Source organism: Klebsiella sp. GB_Kp056, assembly GCF_040064755.1.
GTDB classification, from domain to species: Bacteria; Pseudomonadota; Gammaproteobacteria; order Enterobacterales; family Enterobacteriaceae; genus Klebsiella; species Klebsiella quasipneumoniae.
Map to the genome: position 1 here is coordinate 11,127 of NZ_JBEAJA010000029.1, position 15,123 is coordinate 26,249.

Annotated in this window: 31 protein-coding genes; 1 reads left to right on the forward strand and 30 read right to left on the reverse strand. The window is 51.1% G+C overall.

What is annotated here, in order from left to right:
• Window positions 1–39: 39 nt before the first annotated feature.
• The 27 genes from rpoA to rpsJ form a co-directional block, all read right to left on the reverse strand.
• Complete coding sequence (gene rpoA / locus ABLV52_RS01990; protein WP_002919219.1) at window positions 40–1,029, reverse strand: DNA-directed RNA polymerase subunit alpha; 990 nt, start codon at window positions 1,027–1,029, stop codon at window positions 40–42.
• A 25-nt stretch (window positions 1,030–1,054) separates the two neighbouring features.
• Entirely contained in the window at window positions 1,055–1,675 is a 621-nt protein-coding gene (rpsD, locus tag ABLV52_RS01995) for a 30S ribosomal protein S4 (RefSeq protein WP_002919224.1), read from the reverse strand.
• 33 nt (window positions 1,676–1,708) lie between these two features.
• On the reverse strand, window positions 1,709–2,098 hold the full coding sequence (gene rpsK, locus ABLV52_RS02000; protein WP_002919257.1) for a 30S ribosomal protein S11: 390 nt from the start codon (window positions 2,096–2,098) through the stop codon (window positions 1,709–1,711).
• A gap of 16 nt (window positions 2,099–2,114) precedes the next feature.
• A complete protein-coding gene (gene rpsM / locus ABLV52_RS02005; RefSeq protein WP_002919259.1) occupies window positions 2,115–2,471 on the reverse strand; it encodes a 30S ribosomal protein S13 in 357 nt (118 codons plus the stop codon).
• A 146-nt stretch (window positions 2,472–2,617) separates the two neighbouring features.
• Window positions 2,618–2,734, reverse strand: a complete 117-nt coding sequence (rpmJ, locus tag ABLV52_RS02010) for a 50S ribosomal protein L36 (protein WP_000868187.1) — start codon at window positions 2,732–2,734, stop codon at window positions 2,618–2,620.
• A gap of 33 nt (window positions 2,735–2,767) precedes the next feature.
• Window positions 2,768–4,099 carry a preprotein translocase subunit SecY gene (gene secY / locus ABLV52_RS02015; RefSeq protein ID WP_002919515.1) on the reverse strand — a complete coding sequence of 444 codons (1,332 nt, stop codon included), beginning with the start codon at window positions 4,097–4,099 and terminating at the stop codon, window positions 2,768–2,770.
• Window positions 4,100–4,106: 7 nt separating this feature from the next.
• Entirely contained in the window at window positions 4,107–4,541 is a 435-nt protein-coding gene (gene rplO / locus ABLV52_RS02020; RefSeq protein WP_002919516.1) for a 50S ribosomal protein L15, read from the reverse strand.
• Window positions 4,542–4,544: 3 nt separating this feature from the next.
• The gene (gene rpmD / locus ABLV52_RS02025) at window positions 4,545–4,724 is read right to left on the reverse strand and encodes a 50S ribosomal protein L30 (protein ID WP_001140434.1); all 180 of its coding nucleotides are present in this window, start codon (window positions 4,722–4,724) and stop codon (window positions 4,545–4,547) included.
• Window positions 4,725–4,727: 3 nt separating this feature from the next.
• Window positions 4,728–5,231, reverse strand: coding sequence for a 30S ribosomal protein S5 (rpsE, locus tag ABLV52_RS02030; RefSeq protein ID WP_002919545.1), 504 nt, complete (start codon window positions 5,229–5,231; stop codon window positions 4,728–4,730).
• A gap of 14 nt (window positions 5,232–5,245) precedes the next feature.
• The gene (gene rplR / locus ABLV52_RS02035) at window positions 5,246–5,599 is read right to left on the reverse strand and encodes a 50S ribosomal protein L18 (RefSeq protein WP_000358960.1); all 354 of its coding nucleotides are present in this window, start codon (window positions 5,597–5,599) and stop codon (window positions 5,246–5,248) included.
• Window positions 5,600–5,608: 9 nt separating this feature from the next.
• Window positions 5,609–6,142: a 50S ribosomal protein L6 gene (gene rplF / locus ABLV52_RS02040; RefSeq protein WP_002919662.1), complete on the reverse strand. Its 534-nt coding sequence runs from the start codon at window positions 6,140–6,142 to the stop codon at window positions 5,609–5,611.
• A 12-nt stretch (window positions 6,143–6,154) separates the two neighbouring features.
• The gene (gene rpsH / locus ABLV52_RS02045; protein ID WP_002919665.1) at window positions 6,155–6,547 is read right to left on the reverse strand and encodes a 30S ribosomal protein S8; all 393 of its coding nucleotides are present in this window, start codon (window positions 6,545–6,547) and stop codon (window positions 6,155–6,157) included.
• A 33-nt stretch (window positions 6,548–6,580) separates the two neighbouring features.
• A complete protein-coding gene (gene rpsN / locus ABLV52_RS02050) occupies window positions 6,581–6,886 on the reverse strand; it encodes a 30S ribosomal protein S14 (protein WP_002919667.1) in 306 nt (101 codons plus the stop codon).
• Between the two features lie 14 nt (window positions 6,887–6,900).
• Window positions 6,901–7,440, reverse strand: coding sequence for a 50S ribosomal protein L5 (gene rplE, locus ABLV52_RS02055; RefSeq protein ID WP_001096200.1), 540 nt, complete (start codon window positions 7,438–7,440; stop codon window positions 6,901–6,903).
• A 14-nt stretch (window positions 7,441–7,454) separates the two neighbouring features.
• Window positions 7,455–7,769, reverse strand: a complete 315-nt coding sequence (gene rplX, locus ABLV52_RS02060; protein ID WP_000729185.1) for a 50S ribosomal protein L24 — start codon at window positions 7,767–7,769, stop codon at window positions 7,455–7,457.
• A gap of 10 nt (window positions 7,770–7,779) precedes the next feature.
• Window positions 7,780–8,151: a 50S ribosomal protein L14 gene (rplN, locus tag ABLV52_RS02065; RefSeq protein WP_002919748.1), complete on the reverse strand. Its 372-nt coding sequence runs from the start codon at window positions 8,149–8,151 to the stop codon at window positions 7,780–7,782.
• 165 nt (window positions 8,152–8,316) lie between these two features.
• Window positions 8,317–8,571 carry a 30S ribosomal protein S17 gene (rpsQ, locus tag ABLV52_RS02070; protein WP_002919751.1) on the reverse strand — a complete coding sequence of 85 codons (255 nt, stop codon included), beginning with the start codon at window positions 8,569–8,571 and terminating at the stop codon, window positions 8,317–8,319.
• On the reverse strand, window positions 8,571–8,762 hold the full coding sequence (gene rpmC, locus ABLV52_RS02075) for a 50S ribosomal protein L29 (protein ID WP_002919754.1): 192 nt from the start codon (window positions 8,760–8,762) through the stop codon (window positions 8,571–8,573). Before rpmC ends, rpsQ begins: the two co-directional genes overlap by 1 nt.
• Window positions 8,762–9,172 carry a 50S ribosomal protein L16 gene (gene rplP, locus ABLV52_RS02080; RefSeq protein WP_002919759.1) on the reverse strand — a complete coding sequence of 137 codons (411 nt, stop codon included), beginning with the start codon at window positions 9,170–9,172 and terminating at the stop codon, window positions 8,762–8,764. The genes rpmC and rplP overlap by 1 nt, the downstream gene beginning before the upstream one ends.
• Before the next feature lie 12 nt (window positions 9,173–9,184).
• Window positions 9,185–9,883: a 30S ribosomal protein S3 gene (rpsC, locus tag ABLV52_RS02085; protein ID WP_002919766.1), complete on the reverse strand. Its 699-nt coding sequence runs from the start codon at window positions 9,881–9,883 to the stop codon at window positions 9,185–9,187.
• Window positions 9,884–9,900: 17 nt separating this feature from the next.
• A complete protein-coding gene (rplV, locus tag ABLV52_RS02090) occupies window positions 9,901–10,233 on the reverse strand; it encodes a 50S ribosomal protein L22 (protein WP_002919773.1) in 333 nt (110 codons plus the stop codon).
• A gap of 14 nt (window positions 10,234–10,247) precedes the next feature.
• A complete protein-coding gene (gene rpsS / locus ABLV52_RS02095) occupies window positions 10,248–10,526 on the reverse strand; it encodes a 30S ribosomal protein S19 (protein WP_001138115.1) in 279 nt (92 codons plus the stop codon).
• A gap of 16 nt (window positions 10,527–10,542) precedes the next feature.
• The gene (rplB, locus tag ABLV52_RS02100; protein WP_002919786.1) at window positions 10,543–11,364 is read right to left on the reverse strand and encodes a 50S ribosomal protein L2; all 822 of its coding nucleotides are present in this window, start codon (window positions 11,362–11,364) and stop codon (window positions 10,543–10,545) included.
• Between the two features lie 17 nt (window positions 11,365–11,381).
• The gene (gene rplW / locus ABLV52_RS02105) at window positions 11,382–11,684 is read right to left on the reverse strand and encodes a 50S ribosomal protein L23 (RefSeq protein ID WP_000617546.1); all 303 of its coding nucleotides are present in this window, start codon (window positions 11,682–11,684) and stop codon (window positions 11,382–11,384) included.
• A complete protein-coding gene (gene rplD / locus ABLV52_RS02110) occupies window positions 11,681–12,286 on the reverse strand; it encodes a 50S ribosomal protein L4 (protein ID WP_002919794.1) in 606 nt (201 codons plus the stop codon). The genes rplW and rplD overlap by 4 nt, the downstream gene beginning before the upstream one ends.
• A gap of 10 nt (window positions 12,287–12,296) precedes the next feature.
• A complete protein-coding gene (rplC, locus tag ABLV52_RS02115) occupies window positions 12,297–12,926 on the reverse strand; it encodes a 50S ribosomal protein L3 (protein WP_002919796.1) in 630 nt (209 codons plus the stop codon).
• A 32-nt stretch (window positions 12,927–12,958) separates the two neighbouring features.
• A complete protein-coding gene (gene rpsJ / locus ABLV52_RS02120; RefSeq protein ID WP_001181005.1) occupies window positions 12,959–13,270 on the reverse strand; it encodes a 30S ribosomal protein S10 in 312 nt (103 codons plus the stop codon).
• A gap of 382 nt (window positions 13,271–13,652) precedes the next feature.
• On the opposite strand from rpsJ, the gene ABLV52_RS02125 reads away from it, so the two are divergent.
• Window positions 13,653–14,138, forward strand: a complete 486-nt coding sequence (locus ABLV52_RS02125) for an A24 family peptidase (protein WP_072414163.1) — start codon at window positions 13,653–13,655, stop codon at window positions 14,136–14,138.
• Here the strand turns inward: ABLV52_RS02125 and bfr are convergent.
• The 3 genes from bfr to ABLV52_RS02140 form a co-directional block, all read right to left on the reverse strand.
• A complete protein-coding gene (gene bfr, locus ABLV52_RS02130) occupies window positions 14,122–14,598 on the reverse strand; it encodes a bacterioferritin (RefSeq protein WP_004206792.1) in 477 nt (158 codons plus the stop codon). The two genes, ABLV52_RS02125 and bfr, sit on opposite strands and share 17 nt — an antisense overlap.
• A gap of 73 nt (window positions 14,599–14,671) precedes the next feature.
• The gene (gene bfd / locus ABLV52_RS02135; RefSeq protein WP_004152415.1) at window positions 14,672–14,866 is read right to left on the reverse strand and encodes a bacterioferritin-associated ferredoxin; all 195 of its coding nucleotides are present in this window, start codon (window positions 14,864–14,866) and stop codon (window positions 14,672–14,674) included.
• A gap of 180 nt (window positions 14,867–15,046) precedes the next feature.
• Window positions 15,047–15,123 (reverse strand): elongation factor Tu (locus tag ABLV52_RS02140; protein ID WP_072077167.1); only part of this gene is annotated, 77 nt, incomplete at its 5' end.

Genomic DNA, 15,123 nt, shown 5'->3' on the forward strand with positions numbered 1-15,123 from the left:
ACCTTATCCTTCTCAGTAAAACCTTAACCTGTGATCCGGTTACTCGTCAGCAATGCTTGCTGGTGGCCAGTTTTCCAGGCGCATGCCCAGAGACAGTCCACGGGAAGCCAGCACGTCTTTAATCTCAGTAAGAGATTTTTTACCCAGGTTCGGCGTTTTCAGCAACTCAACCTCGGTACGCTGTACCAGATCACCGATATAGTGGATAGCTTCTGCCTTGAGGCAGTTAGCAGAGCGGACAGTCAATTCCAGATCGTCAACAGGGCGCAGCAGGATCGGATCGAATTCTGGTTTCTCTTCTTTCACTTCTGGCTGACGTACATCACGTAAGTCAACAAAAGCTTCCAGTTGTTCAGCCAGGATGGTTGCCGCACGACGAATCGCCTCTTCAGGATCGATTGTGCCGTTGGTTTCCATTTCGATGACCAGCTTGTCCAGGTCGGTACGCTGTTCTACACGCGCAGCTTCAACATTGTAGGCAATACGCTCTACAGGGCTGTAGCAGGCGTCGACCAGCAGACGGCCGATTGGGCGCTCATCTTCTTCCGAATGAATTCGGGCAGAAGCCGGCACATAACCGCGACCGCGCTGAACTTTGATACGCATGCTGATAGCAGCGTTCTCATCAGTCAGGTGGCAAATCACGTGCTGCGGCTTGACGATTTCGACATCACCGTCGTGGGTAATGTCGGCTGCGGTCACAGGGCCAATGCCAGATTTATTCAAAGTAAGGATGACTTCATCTTTACCCTGAACTCTCACCGCCAGCCCTTTCAGGTTGAGCAGGATTTCAAGGATGTCTTCCTGAACGCCTTCTTTGGTGCTGTACTCGTGCAGTACACCATCAATCTCAACCTCGGTCACCGCGCAACCCGGCATCGATGAGAGCAGAATACGGCGCAGTGCGTTACCCAGAGTATGGCCGAAGCCACGCTCTAAAGGCTCAAGGGTCACCTTGGCGTGCGTCGAACTCACTTGCTCGATATCGACCAGGCGCGGTTTTAGAAACTCTGTCACAGAACCCTGCATTGTGTCCTCTCTTTGGTACTAAGCTTTACTTGGAGTAAAGCTCGACGATCAGGTGTTCGTTAATGTCCGCAGACAGATCAGAACGCTCCGGCTGACGCTTGAACGTACCTTCCATCTTGCCAGCATCAACTTCCAGCCAGGTTGGCTTTTCACGCTGCTCAGCCAGCTCCAGAGCGGCTTTCACGCGAGATTGCTTTTTCGCTTTCTCACGAATGCTGACAACGTCATTCGCTTTAACCTGATAAGAAGCGATGTTAACAACACGACCGTTTACCATAATCGCTTTGTGGCTAACCAGCTGGCGTGCTTCAGCACGAGTGGCGCCGAAGCCCATACGGTATACAACGTTGTCCAGACGACCTTCCAGCAGAGCCAACAGGTTTTCACCGGTGTTGCCTTTCAGACGTGCTGCTTCTTTATAGTAGTTACGGAACTGACGCTCCAGCACACCGTACATACGGCGAACTTTTTGCTTTTCACGCAACTGCACACCATAGTCAGACAGACGCGGCTTACGCGCACCGTGCTGGCCAGGAGCTTGTTCAATTTTACACTTGGTATCGATCGCGCGAACGCCAGACTTAAGGAATAAGTCGGTGCCCTCACGACGGCTCAGCTTGAGCTTAGGACCCAAATATCTTGCCATTTTCTTTCTCCAACTAACCTGGAAAACGCAGCGTTATACGCGACGTTTTTTCGGCGGACGACAACCGTTATGAGGGATCGGAGTCACATCAGTAATATTAGTGATGCGGAAACCAGCGGCGTTCAGTGCACGAATGGTAGATTCGCGACCCGGACCCGGACCTTTGACCATAACTTCCAGATTCTTGATGCCGTATTCTTTTACGGCTTCTGCGCAACGCTCTGCTGCAACCTGAGCTGCGAACGGAGTGGATTTGCGAGAACCACGGAAACCGGAACCACCGGCTGTTGCCCAACCCAGTGCGTTACCCTGACGATCAGTAATGGTAACGATGGTGTTGTTAAAAGAAGCATGGATATGAGCCACGCCGTCAGAGACTTGTTTTCTTACACGCTTACGTGCACGAATTGGTGCCTTTGCCATTATTCAATCACCCCGATTATTTCTTGATCGGTTTACGCGGACCCTTACGGGTACGTGCGTTGGTCTTGGTACGCTGACCGCGAACCGGGAGACCACGACGATGACGCAAACCACGGTAGCAACCAAGGTCCATCAGACGCTTGATGCTCAGGGTGATTTCACGGCGCAGATCACCTTCAACGACAAATTTACCTACTGCTTCACGCAGAATATCAATTTGTTCTTCAGACAGCTCACTGATCTTAACATTTTCAGCGATGCCCGTTTCAGCGCAGATGGCTTTAGAACGGGTTTTGCCGATACCGAAAATAGCGGTTAAAGCGATTACGGTATGTTTGTGATCAGGAATGTTAATGCCTGCTATACGGGCCACTATGCACTCCTACTATTTAATATGTACGCACCATGCTGAAAAGCCCGTTTTCAGGATACTCAAATGGAAACGTACAGACATACAAAAGATTGGCTGGCTAATCTAGCCAGCTCAATCCAACTTTGCAAGAAAAATATGCGAAAAAATCAGCCTTGGCGCTGTTTATGCTTCGGCTCGGCACTGCAAATCACACGGATGACGCCATCACGCTTAACGATTTTGCAGTTACGGCATAATTTCTTGACGGAAGCACGAACTTTCATTTTTACTCTCCGTAACTTCTCGGGCGACCAGTTTTAGCGGCCGTAGCCTTTCAGGTTCGCCTTCTTCAATGCAGACTCATACTGACTGGACATCATCAGAGTTTGCACTTGAGCCATAAAGTCCATAATCACGACAACAACGATAAGCAGCGAGGTCCCACCGAAGTAGAACGGCACTTTCATCGCGTCACGCATGAACTCCGGGATCAGGCAGATAAAAGTAATGTACAACGCACCAACCAGAGTCAGGCGAGTCATCACTTTATCGATATACTTCGCCGTTTGCTCTCCCGGACGAATTCCTGGTACAAATGCACCGGACTTCTTCAGGTTATCTGCTGTTTCACGCGGGTTGAAAACCAACGCCGTGTAGAAGAAACAGAAGAAGATGATTGCAGACGCATAGAGTAACACATAAAGCGGTTGCCCAGGCTGCAAATACAGCGAAATTGTTGTCAGCCAGTTCCAACCAGTACCACCCCCGAACCATGACGTGATGGTTGCCGGGAACAGTATAATACTGGAAGCGAAGATTGCCGGGATTACCCCCGCCATATTCACTTTCAGCGGTAAATGTGTGCTCTGTGCAGCATAGACACGACGACCCTGTTGACGTTTCGCGTAGTTTACCACAATGCGGCGTTGCCCACGTTCAACGAATACAACAAAGAAGGTCACTGCAAATACTAATACTGCAACCAACAGCAACAGGAGGAAGTGCAGGTCGCCTTGACGCGCTTGCTCGATAGTATGGGCGATGGCCGGCGGGAGTCCCGCAACGATACCGGCGAAGATAATGATCGAGATACCGTTACCGATACCGCGTTCAGTGATCTGTTCGCCGAGCCACATCAGGAACATAGTCCCTGTGACCAGACTAACAACAGCAGTGAAATAGAATGCAAAGCCTGGATTAATCACCAGGCCCTGCATACCAGGCATATTCGGCAGACCGGTAGCAATACCGATCGACTGGAATATCGCCAGCACCAGAGTACCGTAGCGGGTGTACTGGCTGATCTTACGACGACCAGACTCCCCTTCTTTCTTCAGTTCCGCCAGCGGTTGATAAACCACCGTCAGCAGCTGCACGATGATTGATGCCGAGATATACGGCATAATCCCCAATGCAAAGATAGAAGCACGGCTGAGAGCACCACCAGAGAACATGTTGAACATTTCAATGATGGTGCCTCGCTGTTGCTCAAGCAGTTTGGCAAGTACAGCGGCATCAATACCAGGGATCGGAATAAAAGAGCCAATACGGAACACTATCAGCGCACCGACCACAAACAGAAGTCTGCGTTTCAGTTCGCCAAGGCCACCTTTGGCACTTTGAAAATCTAATCCCGGTTGTTTAGCCATCTGCTACTTATTCCTCAATTTTACCGCCAGCAGCTTCGATAGCAGCACGAGCACCTTTAGTCACACGCAGGCCACGAACAGTTACCGGACGAGTTACCTCACCAGACAGGATCACTTTCGCGAACTCGATCTGGACACCGATAATGTTAGCCGCTTTCAGCGCGTTCAGGTCTACTACATCGCCTTCTACGTGAGCCAGATCGGAGAGACGGATCTCTGCGGTGATCATCGCTTTACGAGAAGTGAAGCCGAATTTCGGCAGACGACGGTACAGAGGCATCTGACCACCCTCGAAACCGCGACGTACGCCACCGCCAGAACGAGATTTCTGACCTTTGTGACCACGACCACCGGTTTTACCGAGGCCAGAACCGATACCACGACCCAGGCGTTTACCCGCCTTTTTGGAGCCTTCGGCCGGAGACAGAGTATTTAAACGCATCTCTTACTCCTCAACTTTAACCATGAAGGAAACCGCGTTGACCATACCACGAACAGCAGGAGTATCCTCGCGCTCTACGGTGTGACCAATACGACGCAGACCCAGGCCAAGCAGCGTTGCCTTGTGTTTCGGCAGACGACCGATTGCACTGCGGGTTTGAGTAATTTTAATAGTCTTTGCCATGGTTTATTTCCCCAGAATTTCTTCAACGGATTTACCACGCTTGGCAGCGACCATATCCGGGGACTTCATGTTTTCCAGACCGTCGATAGTTGCACGAACCACGTTAATCGGGTTAGTGGAACCATACGCTTTAGCCAGAACGTTACGAACCCCAGCGACTTCCAGAACGGCGCGCATTGCACCACCGGCGATGATACCGGTACCTTCGGAAGCCGGCTGCATGAATACACGAGAACCCGTGTGAGTACCCTTAACCGGGTGCTGCAGGGTGCCGTGGTTCAGCGCGACGTTAATCATATTGCGACGGGCTTTTTCCATCGCTTTCTGGATCGCTGCTGGAACTTCACGCGCTTTACCGTAACCAAAACCAACGCGACCGTTACCATCGCCAACTACAGTCAGAGCTGTGAAGGAGAAAATACGACCACCTTTAACGGTTTTAGATACGCGGTTTACCGCGATCAGCTTTTCCTGCAGTTCGCCAGCTTGTTTTTCGATGTGAGCCATCTTACACCTCTACCTTAGAACTGAAGGCCAGCTTCACGGGCAGCATCTGCCAGTGCCTGGACACGACCATGATATTGGAACCCGGAACGGTCAAAGGAAACATCTTTGATGCCTTTTTCCAGAGCGCGTTCAGCGACAGCTTTACCCACAGCTGCAGCAGCGTCTTTGTTACCGGTGTACTTCAGTTGTTCAGCGATAGCTTTTTCTACAGTAGAAGCAGCTACCAGAACTTCAGAACCATTCGGTGCAATTACCTGTGCGTAAATGTGACGCGGGGTACGATGTACCACCAGGCGAGTTGCGCCCAGCTCCTGGAGCTTGCGGCGTGCGCGGGTCGCACGACGGATACGAGCAGATTTCTTATCCATAGTGTTACCTTACTTCTTCTTAGCCTCTTTGGTACGCACGACTTCGTCGGCGTAACGAACACCCTTGCCTTTGTAAGGCTCAGGACGACGGTAGGCGCGCAGATCTGCTGCAACCTGGCCGATCACCTGCTTATCAGCGCCTTTCAGCACGATTTCAGTCTGAGTCGGACATTCTGCAGTGATACCCGCAGGCAGCTGATGATCAACCGGGTGAGAGAAACCTAAAGCCAGGTTTACTACATTCCCTTTGACCGCTGCACGATAACCTACACCAACCAGCTGCAGCTTCTTAGTGAAGCCTTCGGTAACACCGATAACCATTGAGTTCAGCAGGGCACGCGCGGTACCAGCCTGAGCCCAACCGTCTGCGTAACCATCACGCGGACCGAAGGTCAGTGCATTATCTGCATGTTTAACTTCAACAGCATCGTTGAGAGTACGAGTCAGCTCGCCGTTTTTACCTTTGATCGTAATAACCTGACCGTTGATTTTTACATCAACGCCGGCAGGAACAACGACCGGTGCTTTAGCAACACGAGACATTTTTTCCTCCGATTAGGCTACGTAGCAGATAATTTCGCCACCAAGACCAGCCTGGCGCGCTGCACGATCAGTCATAACACCTTTAGAGGTAGAAACAACTGCGATACCCAGACCGGCCATAACTTTCGGCAGCTCATCTTTTTTCTTATAGATGCGCAGACCTGGGCGGCTGACACGCTGAATGCTTTCTACAACAGCTTTACCCTGGAAATACTTAAGAGTCAGTTCCAGTTCCGGCTTGGTGTCGCCTTCAACTTTAAAATCTTCGATAAAACCTTCTTCCTTCAGCACGTTGGCGATTGCCACTTTCAGCTTGGAGGAAGGCATGGTGACCGCAGCTTTGTTCGCGGCCTGACCGTTACGGATACGGGTCAGCATATCCGCGATCGGATCTTGCATGCTCATCTGTCTTTACTCCCGTGATTCAATTGGTGACAATTACCAGCTAGCCTTTTTCAGACCCGGGATTTCACCGCGCATAGCGGCTTCACGGACCTTAATACGGCTCAACCCGAACTTCCGCAGGAAACCATGCGGACGACCTGTTTGACGGCAGCGGTTACGCTGACGAGACGGGCTGGAATCACGCGGCAGAGTCTGCAGCTTGAGAACGGCATTCCAACGATCTTCGTCGGTTGCGTTCACATCAGAGATGATAGCTTTCAGTTCAGCGCGTTTAGCGAAGAATTTATCAGCTAAAGCCACGCGCTTTACTTCGCGTGCTTTCATTGATTGCTTAGCCATTAAGTAACCCTACCTTACTTGCGGAACGGGAAGTCAAAGGCAGCCAGCAGAGCACGGCCTTCTTCGTCAGATTTCGCAGTAGTGGTAATGGTAATATCCAAACCACGAACGCGGTCGACTTTATCGTAGTCGATTTCTGGGAAGATGATCTGCTCACGGACACCCATGCTGTAGTTGCCACGACCGTCGAAAGACTTAGCGGACAGGCCGCGGAAGTCACGAATACGCGGTACAGCAATAGTGATCAGGCGCTCAAAGAACTCCCACATGCGTTCGCCACGCAGAGTTACTTTACAGCCGATCGGATAGCCCTGACGGATTTTGAAGCCTGCAACTGATTTGCGTGCTTTGGTGATCAGCGGTTTTTGACCGGAGATTGCTGCCAGGTCAGCTGCTGCGTTATCCAGCAGTTTCTTGTCAGCGATCGCTTCACCAACACCCATGTTCAGGGTGATCTTCTCGACCCGAGGGACTTGCATGACAGAATTGTAGTTAAACTCAGTCATGAGTTTCTTAACTACTTCGTCTTTGTAGTAATCATGCAGTTTCGCCATCGTACTACTCCAAATTACTTGATAGTTTCGCTGTTAGACTTGAAGAAACGGACTTTTTTGCCGTCTTCGAATCTAAAGCCTACACGGTCAGCCTTGCCGGTTGCCGCATTGAAGATTGCAACGTTAGAAACCTGAATTGCAGCTTCTTTTTCAACGATGCCGCCTGGTTGGTTCAGAGCCGGAACCGGCTTCTGGTGTTTCTTAACCAGGTTGATACCTTCAACAATGACCTTGCCGGAAGACAGGACATTCTTAACTTTACCGCGCTTACCTTTATCTTTACCGGTTAACACGATAACTTCGTCATCACGACGGATTTTCGCTGCCATGATTCGCTCCTTAGAGTACTTCTGGTGCCAGAGAGATAATTTTCATGAACTTCTCGGTACGAAGTTCACGAGTTACCGGCCCAAAAATACGCGTACCGATAGGCTGCTCGCTGTTATTGTTCAGAATAACGCATGCATTACCATCGAAGCGAATGACAGAACCGTCCGGGCGACGAACACCCTTCTTGGTGCGCACCACTACCGCCTTCAGCACATCACCTTTTTTGACCTTACCACGCGGAATTGCTTCTTTGATGGTGATCTTGATGATGTCGCCTACGCCTGCGTAGCGACGGTGCGAGCCACCCAGAACCTTGATACACATTACGCGACGTGCACCGGAGTTGTCGGCGACGTTCAGCATAGTCTGTTCTTGGATCATTTTAGTGCTCCGCTAATGTCAACTACTACTGAGACCCGAAAATTAGGGTCGTTAAAAAGCCCCATATCGAGGGCGCGGCATTATAACACCACAAACCAGATATGGGTAGAAAAAATAAACGGCTCATCGCTGAGCCGTTTATCCGTATCGAGAATGCGTACTCTATTACAGAACCGCTTTCTCTACAACGCGAACCAGCGTCCAGGACTTAGTCTTGGACAGCGGACGGCACTCGCGGATTTCAACCTTGTCGCCGATACCGCATTCGTTGTTCTCGTCATGTACGTGCAGTTTGGTCGTACGTTTGATGAATTTGCCGTAAACCGGGTGTTTCACCATACGTTCGATAGCAACAACAATGGATTTCTCCATTTTGTCGCTAACTACGCGACCTTGCAGAGTACGGATTTTATCGGTCATTACGCACCCGCCTTCTGAGTCAGTAAAGTCTTAACGCGTGCAACATCACGACGCACTTGCTTCAGCAGATGAGTCTGTTGCAGCTGGCCACTTGCAGCCTGCATGCGCAGGTTGAACTGCTCACGCAGCAGGTTCAGCAGCTCAGCGTTCAGCTCTTCAACGCTTTTTTCACGCAGCTCTTTTGCTTTCATTACATCACCGTCTTAGTTACAAAGGTGGTTTTGATCGGCAGTTTCGCTGCTGCCAGGCCGAATGCTTCACGGGCCAGCTCTTCCGGTACACCGTCCATTTCATACAGGACTTTACCCGGCTGAATCAAGGCAACCCAGTACTCCACGTTACCTTTACCTTTACCCATACGAACTTCCAGCGGCTTCTCGGTGATCGGTTTGTCCGGGAATACACGGATCCAGATCTTACCTTGACGCTTAACTGCACGGGTCATAGCACGACGTGCTGCTTCGATCTGACGTGCAGTCAGACGACCACGGCCAACAGCTTTCAGACCGAAAGTGCCGAAGCTAACATCCGTACCCTGCGCCAGACCACGGTTGCGGCCTTTGTGCACTTTACGGAATTTTGTACGCTTTGGTTGTAACATCAGCGACGCTCCTTATTTACGGCCTTTACGCTGCTGCTTTTTAGGTTGAGCAGCCGGTTCCGGTTGTTCAACAGCAGCCATACCACCCAGGATCTCACCTTTGAAGATCCATACCTTAACGCCGATTACACCGTAAGTGGTGTGCGCTTCAGAGGTGTTGTAGTCGATGTCAGCACGCAGAGTGTGCAGCGGTACGCGACCTTCACGGTACCATTCGGTACGTGCGATTTCCGCGCCGCCCAGACGGCCGCTAACTTCAACTTTGATACCTTTAGCGCCCAGACGCATTGCGTTCTGTACAGCACGCTTCATCGCACGACGGAACATAACGCGACGTTCCAGCTGAGAAGTGATGCTGTCAGCAACCAGTTTTGCGTCCAGTTCAGGTTTACGAACTTCGGCGATATTGATCTGTGCAGGTACGCCAGCGATATCCGCTACGACCTTGCGCAGTTTTTCTACGTCTTCGCCTTTCTTACCGATAACGATACCCGGGCGAGCGGTGTGAATGGTCACACGGATGCTCTTAGCCGGACGCTCGATAACGATGCGAGATACAGACGCTTTAGCCAGTTCTTTAGTCAGGAACTGACGTACTTTAAAATCGCTGTCCAGGTTGTCAGCGAATTCTTTGGTGTTCGCGAACCAGGTAGAGTTCCATGGTTTGACAATACCCAGGCGAATACCATTAGGATGTACTTTCTGACCCATTGCTAGTCTCCAGAGTCTCAGCGATCGGACACAACCACAGTGATGTGGCTGGTGCGCTTCAGGATGCGATCTGCACGACCTTTAGCACGCGGCATAATGCGCTTCATGCTCGGGCCTTCGTCTACGAAAATTTTCGCAACTTTCAGATCATCAATGTCAGCGCCATCGTTGTGTTCAGCGTTAGCAATGGCAGATTCCAGTACCTTCTTGACCAGTACAGCAGCTTTTTTGTTGGTGTAGGTCAGAATATCCAGGGCCTGCGACACTTTCTTACCGCGAATCAGGTCAGCTACAAGGCGAACCTTCTGAGCAGAAGAACGAGCATGGCGATGTTGAGCTAAAGTTTCCATCTCTTCCTCCTACCTTATTTCTTCTTCGCTTTTTTATCAGCAGCGTGGCCGCGATAAGTACGAGTCGGTGCGAATTCACCCAGTTTGTGACCGACCATTTCATCGGAAACAAATACTGGAACGTGCTGACGACCATTATGGACAGCGATGGTCAAACCGATCATGTTAGGAAAGATCGTTGAACGACGGGACCAAGTGCGCAGGGGCTTCTTGTCTCCGCTTTCCACCGCTTTCTCTACCTTCTTCAGCAAGTGCAGGTCAATAAAAGGACCTTTCTTGAGAGAACGTGGCATGGCTTATCCTCTAAAATTATTTGCTACGGCGACGTACGATGAATTTATCAGTACGCTTGTTGCTGCGGGTCTTCTTACCTTTGGTCTGCAGGCCCCACGGGGATACCGGGTGCTTACCAAAGTTACGACCTTCACCACCACCATGTGGGTGGTCTACTGGGTTCATCGCAGTACCGCGAACGGTAGGACGAACACCACGCCAGCGTGCAGCACCTGCTTTACCCAGAACGCGCAGCATATGCTCAGCATTGCCAACTTCGCCCAGAGTAGCGCGGCAGTCTGCTTCGACTTTACGCATTTCACCAGAACGCAGACGCAGGGTGACATAAGCACCGTCGCGAGCAACGATCTGAACGTAAGTACCAGCGGAACGAGCCAGCTGACCGCCTTTACCTGGTTTCATTTCTACGTTATGAACGGTAGAACCAACCGGGATATTGCGCATCGGCAGGGTGTTGCCTGCTTTGATTGCAGCATCAACGCCAGACTGAATCTGGTCGCCAGCTTTCAGGCCTTTCGGGGCCAGGATGTAACGGCGCTCGCCGTCTTTGTACAGAACCAGCGCGATGTTCGCGGAGCGGTTCGGATCGTACTCAAGACGTTCAACAACTGCCGGGATACCATCTTTGTTGCGTTTGAAGTCAACAATACGGTAAGCCTGCTTGTGGCCACCACCGATATGACGGGTGGTGATACGGCCATTGTTGTTACGACCACCGGATTTGCTGTTTTTTTCCAGCAACGGAGCAAAAGGTTTGCCCTTGTGCAGCTCTGGGTTAACCACTTTAACGACGTGGCGACGACCCGGAGATGTCGGTTTACATTTAACAACTGCCATTGTATTACTCCTCCGACTTACTCAGCGCCGCCAACGAAGTCCAGATTCTGGCCTTCTTTCAGGGTGACGTAAGCTTTTTTCCAGTCGCTACGACGACCGATACGCTGTCCGTGACGTTTAACTTTCCCTTTAACAACCAGGGTGTTAACGACTTCGACTTCGACTTCAAACAGTTTCTGCACAGCAGCTTTGATTTCTGCTTTGGTCGCGTCTTTAGCAACTTTGAGAACGATGGTGTTTGTTTTTTCCATCGCAGTAGACGCTTTTTCAGAAACGTGCGGTGCGCGCAGCACCTTCAGCAGACGTTCTTCACGAATCATGCCAGCATCTCCTCAACTTGCTTAACAGCATCAGCAGTCATTACGACTTTGTCGAAGGCGATCAGGCTAACCGGGTCGATACCGTTCGCATCACGTACGTCAACCTTGTGCAGGTTACGTGCGGCCAGGAACAGGTTCTCGTCCAGCTCACCGGTGATGATCAGCACATCTTCCAGAGCCATGTCTTTCAGTTTCTGTGCCAGCAGCTTAGTTTTCGGCGCTTCAACAGAGAACTTCTCGACAACGATCAGACGATCCTGACGTACCAGTTCGGACAGGATGCTTTTCAGCGCGCCGCGGTACATCTTCTTGTTAACTTTTTGACTGTGGTCCTGCGGACGAGCAGCAAAGGTCACGCCACCGGAACGCCAGATCGGGCTCTTGATAGAACCAGAACGCGCACGGCCGGTACCTTTCTGGCGCCACGGTTTTTTACCGGAGCCAGTGATTTCAGCACGAGTCTTCTGAGCACGAGTGCCCTGACGCGCACCAGCTGCATAAGCAACAACAACCTGGTGAACCAGCGCTTCGTTGAAATCACGACCGAAGGTAGTTTCGGAAACAGTCAGCGCGCTCTGCGCGTCTTTCAATACTAATTCCATTGCTATCTCCTCACGCCTTCACAGCTGGTTTAACGATCAGGTCGCTACCGGTCGCACCCGGGACAGCACCTTTAACCAGCAGCAGGTTGCGCTCAGCGTCAACACGTACTACGTCCAGGCTCTGAACGGTTACACGCTCATTACCCAGCTGACCTGCCATTTTCTTGCCTTTGAACACTTTGCCCGGAGTCTGGTTCTGACCGATAGAACCCGGAACGCGGTGGGACAAGGAGTTACCGTGAGTAGCGTCCTGGGTACGGAAGTTCCAGCGCTTAACGGTACCAGCAAAACCTTTACCTTTAGAGGTACCGGTTACGTCAACTTTTTTAACGTCAGCAAACAGTTCAACGCTAATGTTCTGACCTACGGTGAATTCTTCGCCGTCAGCCAGACGGAATTCCCACAGACCACGGCCAGCTTCAACGCCAGCTTTAGCGAAGTGACCCGCTTCCGGCTTGGTTACACGGTTAGCTTTTTTAGCACCGGTGGTAACCTGGATTGCGCGGTAGCCATCGTTAGCCAGGTCTTTAACCTGAGTAACACGGTTTGCTTCAACTTCGATTACGGTTACTGGGATAGAAACGCCATCTTCAGTGAAGATGCGGGTCATGCCCACTTTTTTACCGACTAAACCAATCATTGTTTCAACCTCTCAATCGCTCGATGACCTGATTAACCCAGGCTGATCTGCACGTCTACACCGGCAGCCAGATCCAGACGCATCAGAGCATCAACGGTTTTTTCAGTTGGCTCAACGATGTCAACCAGACGCTTGTGAGTGCGAATTTCGTACTGGTCACGCGCGTCTTTGTTGACGTGCGGGGAGATCAGAACGGTAAAGCGCTCTTTGCGGGTCGGCAGCGGGATCGGACCACGGACTTGCGCACCAGTGCGCTTAGCAGTCTCGACGATTTCCGCGGTTGATTGATCGATCAGACGATGATCAAACGCTTTCAGGCGGATACGGATTCTTTGGTTCTGCATGAGACCAGAGCTCCAATTATTTTATAGACGAAATGATTACTCCTCATACCCATTACGATTGATGGGAGAGTGTAACCGTTCTTACATAGCCCCCCGATTGGGGACATTGTTTGATAACCCAACTGCGATTACCAGGGTTCATATTGAACCGGCCGTCAACTTTGACAGGCCCGCGCATTATACGCAAATTCTGGCGCTACGCAAGTGCTGTTTAGAAAATCATCACCAGGATTTGCGCACCTTCGCGCTAGCGAACGGTAACGGGTGACAACGCGGCAAATTAACGCGGATAGCGCCATCCATTCCAGGGAAGTCCCTTTTGCACTGAACGGGGACAATAAGCATAGTGAGACGATGTTCTTTGACGATTGCGGGGTTAACCATGCTCGCCGCCCTCCCCTTCTTGCTGTGCTATAGCGGATTGACCTTAGCCTTATGCCACCAGGACCTGCGTCACGGCCTGCTGCCCGACCGTTACACCTGTCCCCTGCTGTGGAGTGGTTTGCTTTTTTATCTCTGTCTGGCGCCGTACCAGCTTCATGATGCCGTCTGGGGGGCGATAGCCGGCTATCTCTGTTTGGCTGCGCTTTACTGGCTATATCGCGGGATCCGCGGCTATGAGGGATTGGGGTATGGGGATATCAAATATCTCGCCGCCCTCGGCGCCTGGCATGGCTGGCGATTGCTGCCGCAGCTGCTACTGGTGGCATCGCTGCTCGCCTGCGCGGTGTGGGCAGTATCAGGTTTGTACGCCAGGTACGGCGGGAGCAGTAAATGGAGGGGGAACAACCCGCTGCCGTTTGGGCCATTTCTGGCGGCCGCGGGTTTCTGGTGCGGGTGTCAGACGCTGGCTAGTCTGACACTTTGATCTGCGACTGCAGGTAATTTTGCAGACCGATTTTGCCGATCAGATCGAGTTCGGTTTCCAGCCAGTCGATATGGCCTTCTTCATCCGCCAGGATCTCAATCATCATATCGCGGCTGACGTAGTCATGGACGCTGTCGGCATAGGCGATCGCCTCGCGCAGGTTTTGCGCCCCCTCCAGCTCCAGTCTTAAATCGGACTGCAGCATCTCTTCCACATCTTCACCGATGCCAAGTTTGCCGAGATCCTGCAGATTCGGGATACCTTCGAGAAAAAGAATACGCTCGATGTATTTATCGGCGTGCTTCATTTCGTCGATGGATTCGTGGTACTCAATATCGTTGAGGCGCATCAGGCCCCAGTTTTTGAACATTCTCGCATGGAGAAAGTACTGATTAATTGCGACCAGCTCATTTCCCAATAATTTATTGAGATAACTTATGATTTTGACATCACCTTTCATTATATAGTCCCTCCGCTTCCACTCATTGAAGCGTAGTCCGGCCTATAGGGATGTCAAAAGAGAAGCGTGGACTTCAGGCGATTTCTTTGAATTCCGGCATGGTGGTTAATTCATCTTCCATAACTTCCCGCGCCGCGCGAACACACTTACCGCATTGATTTCCAACGGGAACAAACTTACGTAATTGCTGAAAAGATTGCGGTTGAAACTGGCGAACAACCTGGCGAATTTTTTTATCGCTGACGCCATTGCACAAACAAACGTACATATAAACTCCCGTTCAATTTATGCACAAATATTAAATGAGAATAGTTATGATTACAATAGACCATTTACTCATTATCCGCCGCAGCGCACGTTATGAATCGCCAGTAGCACCGCCCTTTTCGCTGAACGACGGACAGCAAAAAGGGCGCCGAAGCGCCCTTTTTTATTCAAAGCTAACGAATTAGCCCAGAACTTTAGCTACAACGCCCGCGCCAACGGTACGACCGCCTTCACGGATTGCGAAACGCAGACCATCGT